Source organism: Maricaulis parjimensis, assembly GCF_016817355.1.
In the GTDB taxonomy this organism is placed as follows: domain Bacteria; phylum Pseudomonadota; class Alphaproteobacteria; order Caulobacterales; family Maricaulaceae; genus Maricaulis; species Maricaulis parjimensis.
In genome coordinates this window covers 93,072-108,304 of sequence record NZ_JADOTT010000008.1, presented here as the reverse complement: position 1 = coordinate 108,304, position 15,233 = coordinate 93,072, and the positions used below count along the sequence as shown (strand labels likewise).

Below are 15,233 nucleotides of genomic sequence, written 5' to 3'. Positions count from 1 at the left end.
CCGGTTCGCAAAGCATGGCGTCAGACTAGGGCTGGAGTGTCAGCACACGGCGCACCGCGCGCCCCGGCCCTGTCCGTGCCGAAACCTGCGCAATCTCCACCGTCACCGCCTCCGGCACACTCCCGAAAACCGATACCAGTTCGGCCTCTGTGAGGACCCGTTCCGGCGTGCCAGCCTCGCATTCCAGAACCCGGCTCTCCCCATCCAGTAGGGCAATCCGGTAAGCCTCCGCGGCCTCGCCCAGCGGCACATCCGGTGCACCCCAGTCATCGCCGCCCGTCCGCGTCTGCCGGATCCAGCGGATCCGCAACTCCCCGTCGCGCCAGTCTGCGCGAACATGCACGACCGGCAGCGGCCACAGCGCCCTTTGCCGATGGACATGATCCACGGCCACCGCCTGACCGCTCTCCACCGGCCAGCCCGCCGCCACAGCGCTCACGGTCAGCGCTTCTCCAACCTCGTGCGCCTCCAGCGGCAGCACTGTCAGCGCCTCGGTCAGCCACACCACCCGCGCCCCGGCCTCGACCGCCGCAATGGGAGAGCCCGCCAGCCCCCGCAGCAATCCCGTCAGCCGGAAACGATTCACCCCGATCAGCTCCGCCTCCGCAAAGCCCAGGATTTCCCAATCCCCATCCGCCTGCTGTACGACCAGCCGGTTGGCACCATTGATCACATCCAGCCGCGTCCGGCTGGCCAGGGTGAAACCGGGCAATTCCAGCTCCAGCACGCCCGCCTCATCCCAATACCCGACCGGACCCGCCGCAAGCGCTGCCGTCAAAGACCCCAGCCCCGACATCCGCTCGATCCGCGTCCGCCATTGCCCATTGGCATGCACGTCCAGCGCCCCCGGCCAGTCCTGCACGCGTGCAGCCAGCAGGGGACCGCCTCCATCCCCCAGCGCACTGTCCATCACCACCAGGACCGGACGTACCGGAGGACGCGGCCCGTCCGCGCCATCCTGCGCCTCGCTGCCCACCCGGATCAGCCGGCGTCCCGATGGCGGACGCAAGCGCACCCGCCCGGCCAGATCACCTTGGCGCAGCTCCACAACACCGGATCGCCCATCCACACTCAGCCCGTCCCCGCTCTCCAGGCCCAGCGCCAGTGGCGGCACGCTCAGCGTCAGGCTGGAAGCGCGCGCATGGATGTCGTCCAGGCGCGCCCGGCACCAGCGCCGCGCCAGATCCGGGTCGGCAATGAGGTTCACCGACAGGGCTTCACTGCGCACCGTTCCGAAAGCCTCCACGGCTTGCGCCAGGCCAGGCCGGTAGTCCGCCATGTCATCGGAGAAATACAGACGGACATCGTCCGGCAATTCGGCGAGGGCCGGATCATGGATCGTCCACACAGCCTCCCCGTCAAAGGCCGGCTCCGCCAGTGCGAGACTGTCCACATGCGCACCGGCCGAAACGACATGCACCGCATCGGCCCGCTCATGCACCCCCATCCCCAGCACCGAGACCAGCGGTTCCAGCGCCGCCCGCGCACTCATCGGCCGGTCCAGCCAATAACCCGTGACCACATCATCCAGCCGCGACACATCCACCGCATCCAGGCCGGCCGCCTCTGCCAGCTCCGTCACCAGATCCGCCAGCAGGACCTGCCCGGCCCGGCCATTGAGCCAATGCCCGCGCCGCCAATTCTCCCCGTCCGACCAGATATCGCTGCGACCGGGAAAGGCCGGAAAGGGACGGGCATCCCAGGCCCAGGCATGCATCAGCGACACATCCACCATCGGCGTGCCATAGACAGACGACACCGGATTCTTGGCAGGGTCGGACCAGTGCGTCAGCCAGGCTTCCAGCGCACGCCGCTGGATCAGGTCATCGCGCGTCCCGTCCGAAAAATGCGGCCAGCCGCTCTCCGCGCTCTTGGGATCGGAAAAGAGATTGGGCTGGTTCGCCCCCTTGTCGATTGCCGGACAGCCGATCTCGGTGAACCAGAGCGGCTTTCCCTCCGGCACCCAGCTGGTCGGCGCTTCCTGGCGCACACCGGCGATCCGCTCATGATGCGCATTGCACCACCAGGCCCGCACATCCTTCACCCGCCAGATCCAGGCCTCGCCATAGGCCCCGTCCATGATCGGCGTGCGGATCTGAGTCTCCCGGTCCGCCGCGCTGGCATAATACCAGTCATGACCCTCCCCGCCCTCGACCCCGGCGGCGAGATAGCCGGCCTCGTATGGCGAGGCCCAGAGGGCCGCATCCAGATGCTCCGCCCCGTCCCGCCAATCACTCAGCGGCTCATACCAGTCGATGGCCACGGCATCGATCTCCGGATGACTCCACAGCGAGTCCAGGTGAAAGCGCCGTGTCCCGTCCGACCGCGCATAGCCGCCATATTCCGTCCAGTCCGCGGCATAGGAGAGCCGTGTGTCCGGCCCCAGAAGGCTGCGCGCCTCCCCGGCCAGATCGCACAGCGCCGTCACTGCCGGATGCCCGCCCGTTTCATCGCTGACCGTCGTCAGCCCGACCATTTCCGATCCGATCAGGAAACCGTCCACACCTCCGGCGGCCTGGGCCAGCGCGGCCTGGTGCAGGATGAAACGGCGGCAGGACCATTCCGCCGGCCCCGCATAGCTCACCGTGTCCCCGCTCACCGAAAAATCCGACGCCGAAACCGTCCCGAAAAAGGCTGACACCTGCGCAGCCGCCGCCGCTGTTCCATCCACCGATCCCGCCTGATCCCGCGCCGGATGGCAGCTCACCCGTCCGCGCCAGGGGTGGGCCGCCTGTTCCGCACCGCCATAGGGGTCGGGCAGGCCATTGCCCGCCGGAATATCCATCAGGATGAAGGGATAAAGCGTCACGGCAAAACCGCGCGCCTTGAGCTGGCGGATCGCGGCGATCACGCTGGCATCATCCGGCGTGCCGCCATAGGCCGGGCGCCCCTCCACCTGGCTCACCAGCCGGGCTGTCCCGCGATCCAGCCCGGCCACAGACCAGACCGCAGGCCGCGTCACCTTGTCCGCCGTCTCCACGCAGGGCCGGATCGAACAGTCTCCACAGCGCAGATCATCCCCGAACCAGGCCACCACCAGCTGCACTGAGCGGCATTCCGGCAGATCGCGCTCCAGGTCATCCAGCGCCGCGACCAGATCTGGCAGGCCGCGCCCGTTATGGACATTCTCCGCCACCTCCTCGCCTTCGCCCTGCACCCGCATGACGACCGTGTCGGCATAGGCAAACTCGCCTGTTCCCGGGATCAAATTCACACCTTGCAGCAGGCTTTCCATCCTGCCCTGTCCGCTCTGGCGGAAGACCTCGAAAGACAGATTGGGAATGCGCTGGCCGAAAGCCTCCAGCGGCCAGTCCTCCAGCACAACATAGGCCGTGCCGCGAAAACCCGGCGCGTCCGCGCCCTCGATCGTCTGGATCAGCGCATCCGGTGCCTGGTCCGGCGCCCCGTGATGCACCCGCACCGGATAGCGCGACTGGTCCAGCAGCGACCCGTTCGCCCAGATCCGGCCGATCCCGGAAATCTCGCCCTCGCACAGGCCCACGGCAAAGGAGAGCGAATAGGCATAGTCCCGCTGCGCCGGACCGCCCTTGCCGCCCCCGCTATCCTCGAATTGCTCGCGAAAGCGCGCCGCCCAGATCACCTGGCCGGTGATCCGCGCCCGGCCCCAGACCCGCGCCATCGGCGCACCATCGGTCGAGGTCTGCACCTCCAGCTCGCTCAGGCGCGGCCCGTCCCGGCGCTCCCGGAACAGGGCGTCCACCGCGGTATCGGCCGCAAACCGGGCCAGGGCCGGACCGACATGCTGCACGCCTTTCAGGGCGGCCTGCCCCGCCGTTACGACCAGTTGAGCCATACCGTTTCCTTGTTTTGGGGTTTGGGAAGGTCGGGAAAGGCGAAGGCCGCCACACATCGCTTGCGCCACCAGGGGGTCAGCGCCGTCTCGCTCACCGAACGCCCCCAATAGGCGTGGATGATCCGGTCTTTCGCCGACAGGATGGCGCAATGCTTGGCCGGCCCCTTCAACTCCGGCCGGAACAACAGGACATCACCGGGCCGCGCCGCACTGCGCTCAATCTCGACCAGATGCCGCATTGCCGCCTCGCGCAGCGTTTCCTCACCGGCAATCTCCGCCCAGTCCGGCGTATAGGGCGGCAGGCTTTCCGGCTCCGTGCCATACAGCGCCCGCCAGATCCCCCGCACCAGACCCAGGCAATCACACCCGGCACCGCGGCAGCTGGCCTGGTGGCGATAGGGTGTCGCGATCCAGCGCCGCGCCTCGCGCAGAACCGCGCCGCGCGCCTTCATGACAGCCCCCGCGATGCGCCATCGCGCACCCGCTCCTCACCGGCCGAACGCTGCAGCACATCATTGCCCACCATGAAGGGGAAGCCGCGGAAGTTCAGCGTATTGGCAAACCGCTCCCGGCAGGTCGCAAAGGATTGGTCACAGCCCAGCGCAAAGTCCGGATGCCCCTCATCCACGCCGCAACGCGCATCACCCAGCACGGCATCACACCGCCGCGCAAATACCCGCCCGGTCACGCGGTCCAGCTTGTGACTGAGCCCCAGAAGCTCCGCCTCGAACCTTCCATCCTTGCGGCGGATCTCGCCCAGATAGCCCGTTGCGGTCTTCACCCGGTTTTCCGGGGCCTGCCAATCGACCTGAAAGCGTTCCAGCTTCGCGCCGGCCCACAGACCGGCCTCGATATCGGCCTCACGGATGACCGCATCATCCAGCACGCCGGCCAGTTCGCCCTGGGCGATGGACAGGCCCGCCTCCCGGTCCGCCGCCGCCCCGCCCAGCCCGCTGCCCGCGCGCCAGACGAGAGTGTCGAAGTCCAGATCATGGTCATGCCCGGTAAATCCGAACACGACCCCATCACGCCGCGTCACCCGCCAACAGGCACACAGCGTCGTCACCCCACTGGCCAGGCTCGCTGCCAGCGGTTCGGGAAGGCTCAGCATCGCCGCCTCCTTTTGCCAAAGTTTGGATCAGAGAATGAGTTCGATCAGCGGCACGTGCGCCCGCCCCGCGCCGATTGCATCCAGCGCAATATCCAGCCGGTCCGTTTCGAACCGCACCGGACAGTCAAAGGCAAAGCCCGCGGTCACGACCGCCCCCGCGCTTGGCACAGCATCCAGCGTCACAAGCCCCGTCGTCAGGTCGATGGAGAAAGCCGCCTCCACCCCGTCCACGGCGACCACGACCGAACCGTCCACCGGTTTGTGGATCGTCCGCGTCCAGCGCTCACCGCCGCTTTCATAGTGTTTGACCAGCTGGAACTGGGTGGCCACGCCATCGCCTGTGCCCAGGACTTGATCCGTCGACTGCGGTGCCTGCGAGGGTTTGCAGGAGCGATTGTCCAGCGGGTCGCGAAACCTGAAACCGTGAAGCGCCCCGCGCCGCGCTTCGAAGAAGGCCAGCAGCGTGTCGACATCATCCAGCGATTTCAGTCCCGGCCCCGCATCCCAGCGCCGCCGGCTGTCGGCATGGGGCGTATTCCGCGCCTCGCGGCCGGAGACCAGCGTGGTGATCTCGGTCCGCCTCTGCGGCCCGCCGCTCGCCCCCAGTGCCAGGGCAAAGGGAAAGCGGATTTCGTGAAATGCGTTCATGACCAGCGCTCCGCCCGCCGCACGGCCTGCGCCACGGCGCGTGAAATCGCCGCCTCGCTCACCGGCGCACCCCCGCCCGATGCCAGGTTCACATTCACGGTGATCGGCGCGCCAACCCCCTCACCGATCTGCCCGTTTTGCTGCGGTGTGAAGAGTTCCGGGCCGCGCTCGCCCACCCAATAGGACTGGCCCGCCATCACCGGACCGCCCTCGGCCCGGCCCCCGGCAAAATCCAACCCGTCCAGGGCACTGGCCAGGAACCCGTCCAGCGGTTTGGCGATCAGCTGCTCGGCCGCCAGCCGCGCCAGATCGCGCAGAATGCTCTCGGTCAGCCGGGCAAAGCTCGCTTCGCCTTGTCGCGCCGCGCGTTCCAGATTGTCCTCGATGGAGCGGCCGGTCCGCTCAAACACGCCCTCGATGGCCTCCGCCGCCCGTTGTGCCGGCCCCTCGGCCAGCGCCTCCAGCGCCTCGCCAGTCGCCTCAATCTCGTCTTCGGTCATGCGGTCCTCCCGCGATTTCCGCCAGCAGGGCCTGAAGCTCCGCCCGGCTCATCGCCTCGATCCGGCCCGGCGCCATCAGCGCCCGCCATTCCTTCAAACTCGTGCGCCAGAACGCGTCCGGCGGCAGGCCGCGCGCCATCGCGGCCTTCAAACCCTCAGCCCAATTCATGATGTCCCCGCTTCAAAACAGGCCGCGACCGCCTCCGCCGCCGCATCCGGCGCGATCGCCAGCTCACCCAGCCGTCCGGCAAGTTCCGCATCCCCGCCGCCGCGCACCAGGGCCGCCAGCACCGCCAGCAGCCGCGCTGCCGTCAGGCGCTCGCCGCGCGGGCAGATCGCCTCCACCTCGGCCAGCGCTCCCAGGGTCAGGCACAGCGTCACGCTCTGCCCGCCCAGTGCGCGGACAATCTCGCCGCGTTGCGGATTGGCCATCAGACCGCCTCGAACACGATCGCCCCGGCCGAGGCCAGGGAAAGCGACCAACTCGCCTCGCGATCATGCCGGCCGGCATAGTCCAGCGAAGCTAGGATGAAGGGCCCGGTCAGCGTGCCGAAACCAGGGATGACCAGCTGCCAGTCCTGCGCCGACTGGTCGAAAAAGGCCTGGCGCACCCGCGCATCCGCCGCCGCACTGACGAACACGCCCGTGCCGGACACCGAACAGGTCTTCACCCCCGCTCCGGCCAGCAGCTCACGCCAGCCCTCCACCGAGTCCGCCGTCGTGACATCCACCGTCTTGGCATTGAGCGCGAACGTCTTGATCCGCAGACCCGCCATCGCGGTGAAGACCGGCGGCTCCCCGCCCTCCCCGATCCGCACCAGCAAATCCCGTCCCGCTTGAGGGGCCATGATTGTCTCCTTGTCTGGAAGCTTCAGTCATCCCGCGCGATCAGCGCGTGCACACGCACCAGGCCGCGCCGGACGCGGCTATGGGTAGTGGTGAAAAGATCGGCATAGGCCGGGGCCAGGCTGACCAGGCGCCAGGGCGCCGCCAGCTCCGGCTTCACCCCGGTCAGTGCCACGCGCACCGCATCCACCAGATCCAGCGCCACGCCATCGCGCAGCCAGATGTCCAGCGTCTGGCGATAATCCAGCAGCAGAACACCGGACGCGCCGCGGTCACGCACCTGCGCCCGGCCCCAGCTGGCATGCGGATAGCCCGCCTGGTGCGAGCGCTCCGGAAAGATCCGCAAGGGCACGCCCAGCTGGGCCGTGACGCCCGCATCCGAGCGCAACACCGTTTCCAGCGCCGTCTTCAGCGCGTCGCCCGGCCCGCTCACAGCGACACCCGGCGGAAAGGCGCCAGCAGGCTCGCCGCCACCGGCGGCAGCCCGTCCTTCAACCCGTCCGATCCCCGCGCCTGCGCCAGCACCAGCTGCAGGATCGCCTCGCGCAAAGCTGCCGGCACGTCCGCCGCCGTTTCGCCATAACCGCAGCGAAACCGGATCTCGATCCCGCCCGCCACACGTCCCGGCTCCGGCCAGCTCTCACCCGGCCGCAATACCAGCCGTCCCGGATCCGACAGCGTGTCCACGAAAAACGCCGCCGGATCGATCTCCGACGGCGCATCCTCTGCGTCGTAAATCGTGACCGCCTCCACGGCGATCAGGGGCGGTTTGAGCAGTCTCAGCTGCGTCCCGAAAGCACACAGCCGCCCATCCCCGGCCCAGCCATCACGCCGTTCAATCCAGGTCTGGGCGAGACAAGCCCGCCCCGTATCCCGCTCGACGCGCTCTCTGGCGCTTTGTATCCAATGATTGATCGCCGAATCCTCGGCATCACCGGCCACCCGCAACCGGGCCTTCGCCTCGGCCACGGAGACCGGTTCCGCCGCAGGCGGAGTAAGGAGTGTGAGGGACATGGTCTGCGCCTCCGTGAAGTCATCTGAAAACCGCCCACCTCACCGTCATCCTGACGAAAGTCAGGACCCAGACCGGCGGCCCGACTGGGTTCCGGCCTTCGCCGGAATGACGGTTGGAGGGGATGGAAAACCCCTTAGCTCGCCCCGAACTTCAGAAGCTTGATCGCGTCGAAATCCTGCACGCCGCCGCCGACACGCTTGGTCGTGTAGAAGAGGACATAGGGTTTCGCGGAGAAGGGATCGCGCAGCACGTCCACGCCCTGGCGGTCCAGCACGAGATAGCCCTTGGCGAAATCCCCGAACGCGATCGCGCAGGCATCGGCACCGATATCGGGCATGTCCTCCGCCTCGGTCACCGGATAGCCCAGCAGGGTGGAAGACCCGCCCTCACTCAGCGAGGGCTGCCAGAGATAATTCCCGTCCGCATCCTTGAAGCGGCGCACGGCGGAGACGGTCTGCCGGTTCATCACGAAACGTCCATTGGCGCGATAGCCGGTCTTGGGCGCATAGATGAGATCGATCAGCGCATCAGCGGGGTCATCCGCATCGAAACCGCCGGCCGTGCCCGTGGCCACATAGCCCAGCTCACCCCAGGCCTGATTGCCCTCGGCGGCGCGGGTATAGTCCAGGAAGCCGCGCGGCTTGCCTGTACCGTCCCCGGCCACAAAGGCCGCCCCTTCCTGAACGGCGAAAACATCACGCACTTCCTCGGCCAGCCAGGCATCGACATCCACCATGGCATCATCCAGCAATTGCTGCGTCGCGGCCGGCATGGCGTAGATTTCCGCGGTCGGGAAATCCAGCAGGTCCAGGCTCGGACTGTCCGTTTCCGGACGCGCCGCCGTCTCACTCACCCAGCCCGAGGCCGCCCCGCCGCGAGAGACCGGTTTGCGGAAGACCGGAGCGGAGACCCGTTTCACCGTCGCGATGGAGCGGATCGGCGAGGCCTCGCTCAGCAGACGGTCGATCCGCGCCTCCGTCTCCGCCGGCACGACATAGCCGCCATCCGGGTCCGAGCCCGCACTGGCCGCCTTCGCCTCATTGAGCCCCTGGGTCACGCCCCGGCGCATATAGTCCGACCAGGCCGTGCGTTCCGGCGCCAGTGATCCACCGCCCAGCGCCGGGCGTGCACCGTCCAGCAGCAGCCGGTCGAGCACGGATTTCTGCTGCACCAGATCCTGATCGATCCGCTGCAGCTTTTCCTCCAGCACGACATCCGCCGCGCCCTTGCCAGCCAGCTCGTCCAGCCGCGCATCATTGGTCTGCTTGAACGCCTCGAAGGCCGCCATCACCTCGCCCAGCGCCACACGCGTCTCCGCGGAGACCGGGCTCATCTTGGTTTCCTTGCTCATGCTCATCCTTTCAGCTTTCCAGGAAAAATCAGGCCGCCCGGTCCTGCGGGCCAACCCGGTGCAGCCGCGCCTGCGGCAGCATGGGGAAGGTCACGATCGACACTTCCCAAAGATCGAGATCGAACAGATCGCGCCCTTTCGGACGCCGGGGCCGCGATTGCCGCGTGCGAAACCCGATAGAGAGCCCGTTCACCGCGCCCCGCTCCACCAGCCCCGCCGCCGTCCGCCCGCGCGGCCCATTGGTGAGGATCTCCCCCGCCACGAAGAGCCCGCGCCCATCCTCTTTCAGCGTGTGCCAGACGCCCACCGGCTCGGCCGGGTCATGCTGGAACAGCATGGGCACCCGCGCCCCCGCCGCCAGCGCCCGCACAAACGCCCCGCGATGCACCACATCGCCCGACAGATCCGCCAATCCAAACAGCGAGGCATGCCCCGCAATCGCAATGCTCCGGGCCATGTTCGCCTCGTGATTTGTGTGTTTTCTTCCCCATTTCATGGGGAAGTGGGCCGAGGCAAAGCCTCGGGTCGATGGGGCGGCGCGAAGCGCCGATTTCCGGCTCCGCCGGCCCCTCCGCCCGGCATACGCCGGACACCTCCCCATGGCATGGGGAGGAAAGGGTGAAGCGGGGTAGCCGGCACTATTCCTCCATCCGCCGCTCGATCCGTACCAGGCTCTCGCGGGCCAGGCGCATCTCCGCTTCCAGGCTCGCCAGCCGCTCCGCCAGCGGCCCCTGCCGGTCATCCATCCGTTCCAGCTGGTCCAGCCGTTCGCTCACCCGGCCGGACCAGATCAGCGCGCCGGAGGTCTGCAGCACGATCGCCAGCAGCACGCCCAGCGTGACCTGACGCTGCAGAGTCCATCCATTCGTCACCATCATGCCCTCTCCCCCGTCTTGCGCGGCTCCACCAAGACTTTCAGATCCGCCCCGAACCAAGGCGCCAGCCAAACCTCCAGCGCCCGCGCCGCCTTGCGCGCCAGCGGCTCGACCGTCTGGGTCCAGAAGGCCTGGTTGGCCTCCTTGTAGTTGGCGTAGGTATTGTCGCCGGGCAGGCCCAGCAGCAGCGGCGGCACACCAAAGGCCAGCGCGATCTCGCGCGCCGCCTCCCGCCTCGCCGCGATGAAATCCATCTCCGCCGGGCTCAGCGCCATGGGCTTCCAGTCCAGCCCGCCTTCCAGCAGCAGCGGCCGCCCGGCATTGTCCGGTCCGGTATGCGCCCCGGTCAGTTCCGCCTTGAGCCGGTCGAACTGGTCCTCGGTCAGATGCCCGTCCGCCCCGTTGAACACCAAAGCCCCCGAGGGCCGCGCCGCATTGGAAATCAGCGCCCGCGCCCAGTCCGCCGAGGCCGTGTGCAGATCCAGCGCCCGTCCCGCCGGCTCCAGCGGCGACAATCCGTAATGATCATCGCCGGGGTGAAACAGTTTGAGATGAAACACCGGCGAGCGCCCGCTCGCCCGGTCCCGCTCGAAGCGCCGCACACTGCCCGCCGCGGAATATTCCCACCCCGCCGGCCAGCCCGTCCGGTCCGCCAGCACTCGCATCCGGTCCGGCCGCAGTCCAAACAGTTCGCGCGGCTCGCCCTCCAGGCTGGAGAGTTCCAGATAGGCATTGCCCGCCAGCTGCAGGAAGCCATACACGCCCTCCCACAATTCCGCGCCGGACTGCTCCGCATTAGGCCGCTCCAGCAGACGCTGCGCGGCTGTATCCGAAGCCTGAAACCCCAGCGAGGCCGCCGCTTCCGCCACCAGGCGCACACAGCGATTGGCAATCGCATTGCGCCCATAACCCGCCTGCATCTGCACCGGCAGCGCCCGCGGCACCCAACCCGGCAATCCGCCGCCAGCCAGCGAGGCCAGCCGGCTCGCGGACACAGATTTCCTGTCCCCGCCCGTGAGGCGGGAGAGCCAATTCGCCATCGTCTGCTCCTGTTGATGTCAAAGACGCCGCAATCGCGGCGCGCCTTTCGCGCCCAGCATCAGCGCACTCAGTGCCCAGACCAGGGCATCCACCCGGTCCGGACTGCCGCCCGGCGCGTCTGGCGCGCCGAAGGCACACATCTGGTCTTCCAGCGCCGCAAAACCCCCGGCATGCCGCACCCGGCCCGCCGCATAGAGCGCCGCCACCGGTTCGGCCCGCGTCTGCTTGCCGCGACTGGCCCGCACCAAGGTCACCGGCAGACCGGCATCGGCCGCCTTGAGGACAGAACGCACCATCTCCCCGCCCTGATTGGCCTCTGCGATCACCGCATCGGCCTCGTATTGTTCAAACCCGTTCGCCACCCGCGCCGCCCAGTCCGCGGGCAAGGCCGGCCCGAAGGACAAATCCGCCAGTACATAGCCGCGCCGCTGCACGCCTTCGCCACAGGCCCCGGCCACCACAATCCCGCATTCGTCCGAACGCGGCCCGCCCGTCGCCGGCGGGTCCACCGCCACCACGATCCGGTCCAGCTCCGGCACGCTGTCACAGCGCGCCCCCTCCACCTGCGAGCGCGTCCACAACGCCCCCGGCGGATCATCGATCAACAGGCCCTCAATCTCCTGACGTCCCAGCGTCGACCCGCCATAGGCCGCCTGCATCGCTGCCAGAAAGCCCGGCGCCAGATTTCTCGCATTCGCTTCGGTCGGCTGGTGCGTGGTCACCACGCCCTTCGCCTTCACCAGCGCTTTGAGCGCCGGGATCGGCCGCGGTGTCGTGCTCAGCATCAGGCGCGGCCGATCGCCCAGCCGCAGCCCCATGCGCAACATGTCCAACGTCGCCTGCGGTTTTGCCCAGGCGGCAAACTCATCCCCCCAGGCCCGCTCGAATTGCGGCCCGCGCAACCCGTCCGGATCCTCTGCCGAAAACGCATAGGCGACCGCTCCGCTTTCCCAGACCAGCCGCTTCCGTGTCGCCTCGTAGCGCGGCCGCTCACTCGCCGGCCCCACCGCCATCAGCCCGGACGGCCCCTCGATCATCACCTCACGCACATCATTGAAAGTCGGCCCGACCAGCGCGATCCGCCCCACCCCGGCCGCCACCTGCAAGCGCACCCACTCAGCCCCGGCCCGCGTCTTCCCGGCCCCACGCCCACCGAGGAAGAGCCAGATCAGCCAGTCGGGGTCGGGCGGGGCGAATTGGGCGTCCGCCGTTTCCAGAAGGAAGTCAGCCCTGGCCTCTCTCAACATCTCCAGCGTCAAGGGCGCGAAGTTCTTCTTCAAATCCAAAGCGAACTGCCTGACGCTCAATTCGGTCGAGGATTTCAGCTCTGAGTCTGGCTTCTTCTTCGGCTGCACTCTCACCCTCCTGCACGTCCCCGGACGGAGCCGGCAGCGCCTTGATCTCATTGCTGTCCACGAGCGCCTCCTGTTTGCGTCTCACCTTGTCGAGCCATTCCAGCTTCGCGAACGCCTCTTCCACCTCGTCCATCCGGCCGAGGAGAATGAGCCCCTGCACGCCCTGGCAGAGCTTATTCACCTCCTCGGCAAACAGCCGCGCCACCGGCAAGTTTGGAAATGCCTTCAACCGATTGCGGACCGAGGGCACTTCCATGCCGCGAAGCTCCGCTATCTCCTTGTCGCTCCATCCCGCTTGGGAGAGGAACCACCAGGGCAGCCACTCACCATCCGAGGGCCGCCTCTTTCGCTCTTTTCCGACCATGCCCAACTCTACCGTCCCGCCGGGACGGTCGGATTTCTTGTGGCGGGTTTGCGGGAAGGGATTGGGGAGATTGGAGAAGTTTTCGGCGACCAGGAGGACAAGCGCTAAACTATCCCCCCAATAAGCATTTTCCCCGGACGAAGTTCCGGGGCCAACCGACCGATTTCTTCAAGCGGTGAGATGAAAGCCGATCCCGGAACGCGCTGCCGCGCGTCCGGGAAAAATGGAACGTACGAGCTCAGGATCATCCTCGCCCTTGATGGGCGAGGGGGACCATTGCGCAGCAATGGTGGAGTGGGTGACCTGACAAGAGCCCGAAAGCGCAACGCGCTTTCCCCATCAAGCGAAAGAAACCTAAGCCTCCTCCAGCACCCTCACCTCACGCATCGGCCGCGCCGTCACACAGATCCGCGGGCGGTCGCCTTCCACCTTGGTCACCAGGAGGCGTTCCACCTGGCTGTCATCATGGAAGACCACGCCGGTGAGCGCGTCGAGCACGGCCTTGGCGACATTGTCGACGTCGTGGGTGGGGCTGTCCGGGGTGCGCTGGATCTCGATGGAGACTTCATACGGGCCCCATTTCGGGCGCGCGCGCTTGAATTCCAGACGGAAGAATTCCCCGATCAGGGATTTGAACCGGCGCGTCTGCGTGGTCACCGCGTCAACGCGCAAATTGAGTTCGTCGCCAGACATCAGTGCCTGAACCTTCCCGCGTCCTGTCCAGTTTTGCGCCAGCCCCCCTTGGGTCCGGGATTTGCCCGTCCGACCCTGGCGAAGCGCATCGCCTGCTTGATCCATCATGTCCGAGTGATACACGTTCGACTCGATCTTCACCATCTACCCCCCGCACGCAGCGGGCTGCAAGGAGCCTCCCCTGATGAGCGAGATGCGCACCGAGACCGACAGCTTCGGACCGCTTGAAGTACCCGCCGACAAACTCTTCGGCGCCCAGACCGCCCGCTCGCTGATCAATTTCCCGATCGGCACGGAAACCATGCCCAAACCACTGATCCGCGCCCTGGGCATCGTCAAGCGTTCCGCCGCCCTCGCCAATAAGCGCCTGGACAATATGGAAGCGGAATATGCCGACGCCATTGCCGCCGCCGCGCTGGAGGTTGCCGAAGGCAAGCTGGACGACCATTTCCCGCTCTCCGTCTGGCAGACCGGCTCGGGCACGCAGTCCAACATGAACACCAATGAGGTGGTCTCCAACCGCGCCATCCAGATGCTCGGCGGCGTGGTCGGCTCCAAGGATCCGATCCACCCGAACGACCATGTGAACCGGTCCCAGTCCTCCAACGACACCTTCCCGACGGCCATGCATATCGCCGCCGCCGAGGAGATCTCGCACAGCCTGATCCCGGCCCTGCAGACCCTGCACAATGCCCTCAACGACAAGTCGCAGGCCTTCAAACACATCATCAAGATCGGCCGCACCCACACCCAGGACGCCACGCCGCTGACGCTGGGCCAGGAATTCTCCGGCTATGTCGCCATGGTCAAGAATGCGATCCGCCGCATCGAGGCCACCCTGCCCGCCCTGTGCGAGTTGGCCCAGGGCGGCACTGCCGTCGGCACCGGTCTGAACACCAAGAAGGGTTTCGCCGAAGCCTTCGCCGAGGAAGTCGCCGGCTTCACCAAGCTTCCCTTCGTCACCGCCCCCAACAAGTTCGAGGCCCTGGCCACCAAGGACGCCCTGGTGGAAGCCCATGGCGCGCTCAACTCGGCCGCCGTCTCCCTGTTCAAGATCGCCAATGACATCCGCCTCCTGGGCTCCGGCCCGCGTTCGGGTCTGGGCGAGCTGGCCCTGCCGGAAAACGAGCCGGGCTCCTCGATCATGCCGGGCAAGGTGAACCCGACCCAGTGCGAAGCCATGACCATGGTCTGCTCCCAGGTGATGGGCAATAACACGACGGTGAGCTTCGCCGGCTCCCAGGGCCATTTCGAGCTCAATGTCTACAAGCCGGTCATCATCTACAATGTCCTGCAGTCGATCCGACTCCTGGCCGACAGCGCCAACACTTTCACCGAGAAATGTGTCGTCGGCATCGAGGCCCGCGAGGACAATATCCGCCAGCTGATGGAACGCTCCCTCATGCTGGTCACCGCGCTCAACTCGACGATCGGCTATGACAATGCCACCATCGTCGCCAAGACCGCCCACAAGAACGGCACCACCCTGCGCGAAGAGGCCGTCAAACTCGGCTTCGTCACCGAAGAACAATTCGACAGCATTGTTCGCCCGGAAAACATGCTGGGCCCGAAGGACTAGGGTTTTTCACCACCCTCAAAAAGAAGGCGCGCCGGTTTCTC

Annotated in this window: 18 protein-coding genes; 1 reads left to right on the top strand and 17 read right to left on the bottom strand. The window is 67.2% G+C overall.

Features of this window, described 5'->3' with window-relative positions:
- Positions 1-25 precede the first annotated feature (25 nt).
- The 17 genes from I0K07_RS13380 to I0K07_RS13300 all read right to left on the bottom strand — a co-directional run bounded on the left by I0K07_RS13380 (position 26) and on the right by I0K07_RS13300 (position 13,613).
- The gene (locus I0K07_RS13380; protein ID WP_203294247.1) at positions 26-3,814 is read right to left on the bottom strand and encodes a baseplate multidomain protein megatron; all 3,789 of its coding nucleotides are present in this window, start codon (positions 3,812-3,814) and stop codon (positions 26-28) included.
- Positions 3,796-4,266, bottom strand: coding sequence for an NlpC/P60 family protein (locus tag I0K07_RS13375; protein WP_203294245.1), 471 nt, complete (start codon positions 4,264-4,266; stop codon positions 3,796-3,798). The genes I0K07_RS13380 and I0K07_RS13375 overlap by 19 nt, the downstream gene beginning before the upstream one ends.
- Complete coding sequence (locus tag I0K07_RS13370) at positions 4,263-4,925, bottom strand: DUF2163 domain-containing protein (RefSeq protein WP_203294243.1); 663 nt, start codon at positions 4,923-4,925, stop codon at positions 4,263-4,265. Before I0K07_RS13370 ends, I0K07_RS13375 begins: the two co-directional genes overlap by 4 nt.
- A 27-nt stretch (positions 4,926-4,952) precedes the next feature.
- Complete coding sequence (locus I0K07_RS13365) at positions 4,953-5,573, bottom strand: DUF2460 domain-containing protein (RefSeq protein WP_203294241.1); 621 nt, start codon at positions 5,571-5,573, stop codon at positions 4,953-4,955.
- Positions 5,570-6,073: a phage tail tape measure C-terminal domain-containing protein gene (locus I0K07_RS13360; protein WP_203294239.1), complete on the bottom strand. Its 504-nt coding sequence runs from the start codon at positions 6,071-6,073 to the stop codon at positions 5,570-5,572. The genes I0K07_RS13365 and I0K07_RS13360 overlap by 4 nt, the downstream gene beginning before the upstream one ends.
- On the bottom strand, positions 6,054-6,242 hold the full coding sequence (locus I0K07_RS13355) for a phage tail assembly chaperone (RefSeq protein ID WP_203294237.1): 189 nt from the start codon (positions 6,240-6,242) through the stop codon (positions 6,054-6,056). Before I0K07_RS13355 ends, I0K07_RS13360 begins: the two co-directional genes overlap by 20 nt.
- Positions 6,239-6,505 (bottom strand): hypothetical protein, encoded by a 267-nt coding sequence (locus I0K07_RS13350; protein WP_203294235.1) that lies wholly within the window; start codon positions 6,503-6,505, stop codon positions 6,239-6,241. Before I0K07_RS13350 ends, I0K07_RS13355 begins: the two co-directional genes overlap by 4 nt.
- Positions 6,505-6,921, bottom strand: coding sequence for a phage major tail protein, TP901-1 family (locus I0K07_RS13345; protein WP_203294233.1), 417 nt, complete (start codon positions 6,919-6,921; stop codon positions 6,505-6,507). The genes I0K07_RS13350 and I0K07_RS13345 overlap by 1 nt, the downstream gene beginning before the upstream one ends.
- A 23-nt stretch (positions 6,922-6,944) precedes the next feature.
- A complete protein-coding gene (locus tag I0K07_RS13340; RefSeq protein WP_203294231.1) occupies positions 6,945-7,352 on the bottom strand; it encodes a tail completion protein gp17 in 408 nt (135 codons plus the stop codon).
- Complete coding sequence (locus I0K07_RS13335) at positions 7,349-7,933, bottom strand: head-tail connector protein (protein ID WP_203294229.1); 585 nt, start codon at positions 7,931-7,933, stop codon at positions 7,349-7,351. The genes I0K07_RS13340 and I0K07_RS13335 overlap by 4 nt, the downstream gene beginning before the upstream one ends.
- Before the next feature lie 134 nt (positions 7,934-8,067).
- Positions 8,068-9,285, bottom strand: coding sequence for a phage major capsid protein (locus I0K07_RS13330; RefSeq protein WP_203294228.1), 1,218 nt, complete (start codon positions 9,283-9,285; stop codon positions 8,068-8,070).
- Positions 9,286-9,313: 28 nt separating this feature from the next.
- Positions 9,314-9,742, bottom strand: a complete 429-nt coding sequence (locus tag I0K07_RS13325) for an HK97 family phage prohead protease (RefSeq protein WP_203294226.1) — start codon at positions 9,740-9,742, stop codon at positions 9,314-9,316.
- 181 nt (positions 9,743-9,923) lie between these two features.
- The gene (locus I0K07_RS13320) at positions 9,924-10,163 is read right to left on the bottom strand and encodes a hypothetical protein (protein WP_203294224.1); all 240 of its coding nucleotides are present in this window, start codon (positions 10,161-10,163) and stop codon (positions 9,924-9,926) included.
- Positions 10,160-11,200 carry a phage portal protein gene (locus I0K07_RS13315; RefSeq protein ID WP_203294222.1) on the bottom strand — a complete coding sequence of 347 codons (1,041 nt, stop codon included), beginning with the start codon at positions 11,198-11,200 and terminating at the stop codon, positions 10,160-10,162. Before I0K07_RS13315 ends, I0K07_RS13320 begins: the two co-directional genes overlap by 4 nt.
- Positions 11,201-11,218: 18 nt before the next feature.
- Complete coding sequence (locus I0K07_RS13310) at positions 11,219-12,448, bottom strand: DNA-packaging protein (protein WP_203294315.1); 1,230 nt, start codon at positions 12,446-12,448, stop codon at positions 11,219-11,221.
- Entirely contained in the window at positions 12,426-12,920 is a 495-nt protein-coding gene (locus I0K07_RS13305) for a hypothetical protein (protein WP_203294220.1), read from the bottom strand. Before I0K07_RS13305 ends, I0K07_RS13310 begins: the two co-directional genes overlap by 23 nt.
- Positions 12,921-13,274: 354 nt before the next feature.
- Complete coding sequence (locus I0K07_RS13300) at positions 13,275-13,613, bottom strand: RusA family crossover junction endodeoxyribonuclease (RefSeq protein WP_203294218.1); 339 nt, start codon at positions 13,611-13,613, stop codon at positions 13,275-13,277.
- A 184-nt stretch (positions 13,614-13,797) separates the two neighbouring features.
- Between I0K07_RS13300 and fumC the strand changes: the two genes are divergently transcribed.
- Complete coding sequence (fumC, locus tag I0K07_RS13295) at positions 13,798-15,192, top strand: class II fumarate hydratase (RefSeq protein ID WP_203294216.1); 1,395 nt, start codon at positions 13,798-13,800, stop codon at positions 15,190-15,192.
- Positions 15,193-15,233 lie beyond the last annotated feature (41 nt).

Coding starts and splice junctions, on each gene's coding strand:
- I0K07_RS13380 (WP_203294247.1), bottom strand. CDS start 3,814: ATGGCTCAACTGGTCGTAACGGCGGGGCAGGCCGCCCTGAAAGGCGTG.
- I0K07_RS13375 (WP_203294245.1), bottom strand. CDS start 4,266: ATGAAGGCGCGCGGCGCGGTTCTGCGCGAGGCGCGGCGCTGGATCGCG.
- I0K07_RS13370 (WP_203294243.1), bottom strand. CDS start 4,925: ATGCTGAGCCTTCCCGAACCGCTGGCAGCGAGCCTGGCCAGTGGGGTG.
- I0K07_RS13365 (WP_203294241.1), bottom strand. CDS start 5,573: ATGAACGCATTTCACGAAATCCGCTTTCCCTTTGCCCTGGCACTGGGG.
- I0K07_RS13360 (WP_203294239.1), bottom strand. CDS start 6,073: ATGACCGAAGACGAGATTGAGGCGACTGGCGAGGCGCTGGAGGCGCTG.
- I0K07_RS13355 (WP_203294237.1), bottom strand. CDS start 6,242: ATGAATTGGGCTGAGGGTTTGAAGGCCGCGATGGCGCGCGGCCTGCCG.
- I0K07_RS13350 (WP_203294235.1), bottom strand. CDS start 6,505: ATGGCCAATCCGCAACGCGGCGAGATTGTCCGCGCACTGGGCGGGCAG.
- I0K07_RS13345 (WP_203294233.1), bottom strand. CDS start 6,921: ATGGCCCCTCAAGCGGGACGGGATTTGCTGGTGCGGATCGGGGAGGGC.
- I0K07_RS13335 (WP_203294229.1), bottom strand. CDS start 7,933: ATGTCCCTCACACTCCTTACTCCGCCTGCGGCGGAACCGGTCTCCGTG.
- I0K07_RS13330 (WP_203294228.1), bottom strand. CDS start 9,285: ATGAGCAAGGAAACCAAGATGAGCCCGGTCTCCGCGGAGACGCGTGTG.
- I0K07_RS13325 (WP_203294226.1), bottom strand. CDS start 9,742: ATGGCCCGGAGCATTGCGATTGCGGGGCATGCCTCGCTGTTTGGATTG.
- I0K07_RS13320 (WP_203294224.1), bottom strand. CDS start 10,163: ATGATGGTGACGAATGGATGGACTCTGCAGCGTCAGGTCACGCTGGGC.
- I0K07_RS13315 (WP_203294222.1), bottom strand. CDS start 11,200: ATGGCGAATTGGCTCTCCCGCCTCACGGGCGGGGACAGGAAATCTGTG.
- I0K07_RS13310 (WP_203294315.1), bottom strand. CDS start 12,448: ATGTTGAGAGAGGCCAGGGCTGACTTCCTTCTGGAAACGGCGGACGCC.
- I0K07_RS13305 (WP_203294220.1), bottom strand. CDS start 12,920: ATGGTCGGAAAAGAGCGAAAGAGGCGGCCCTCGGATGGTGAGTGGCTG.
- I0K07_RS13300 (WP_203294218.1), bottom strand. CDS start 13,613: ATGTCTGGCGACGAACTCAATTTGCGCGTTGACGCGGTGACCACGCAG.
- fumC (WP_203294216.1), top strand. CDS start 13,798: ATGAGCGAGATGCGCACCGAGACCGACAGCTTCGGACCGCTTGAAGTA.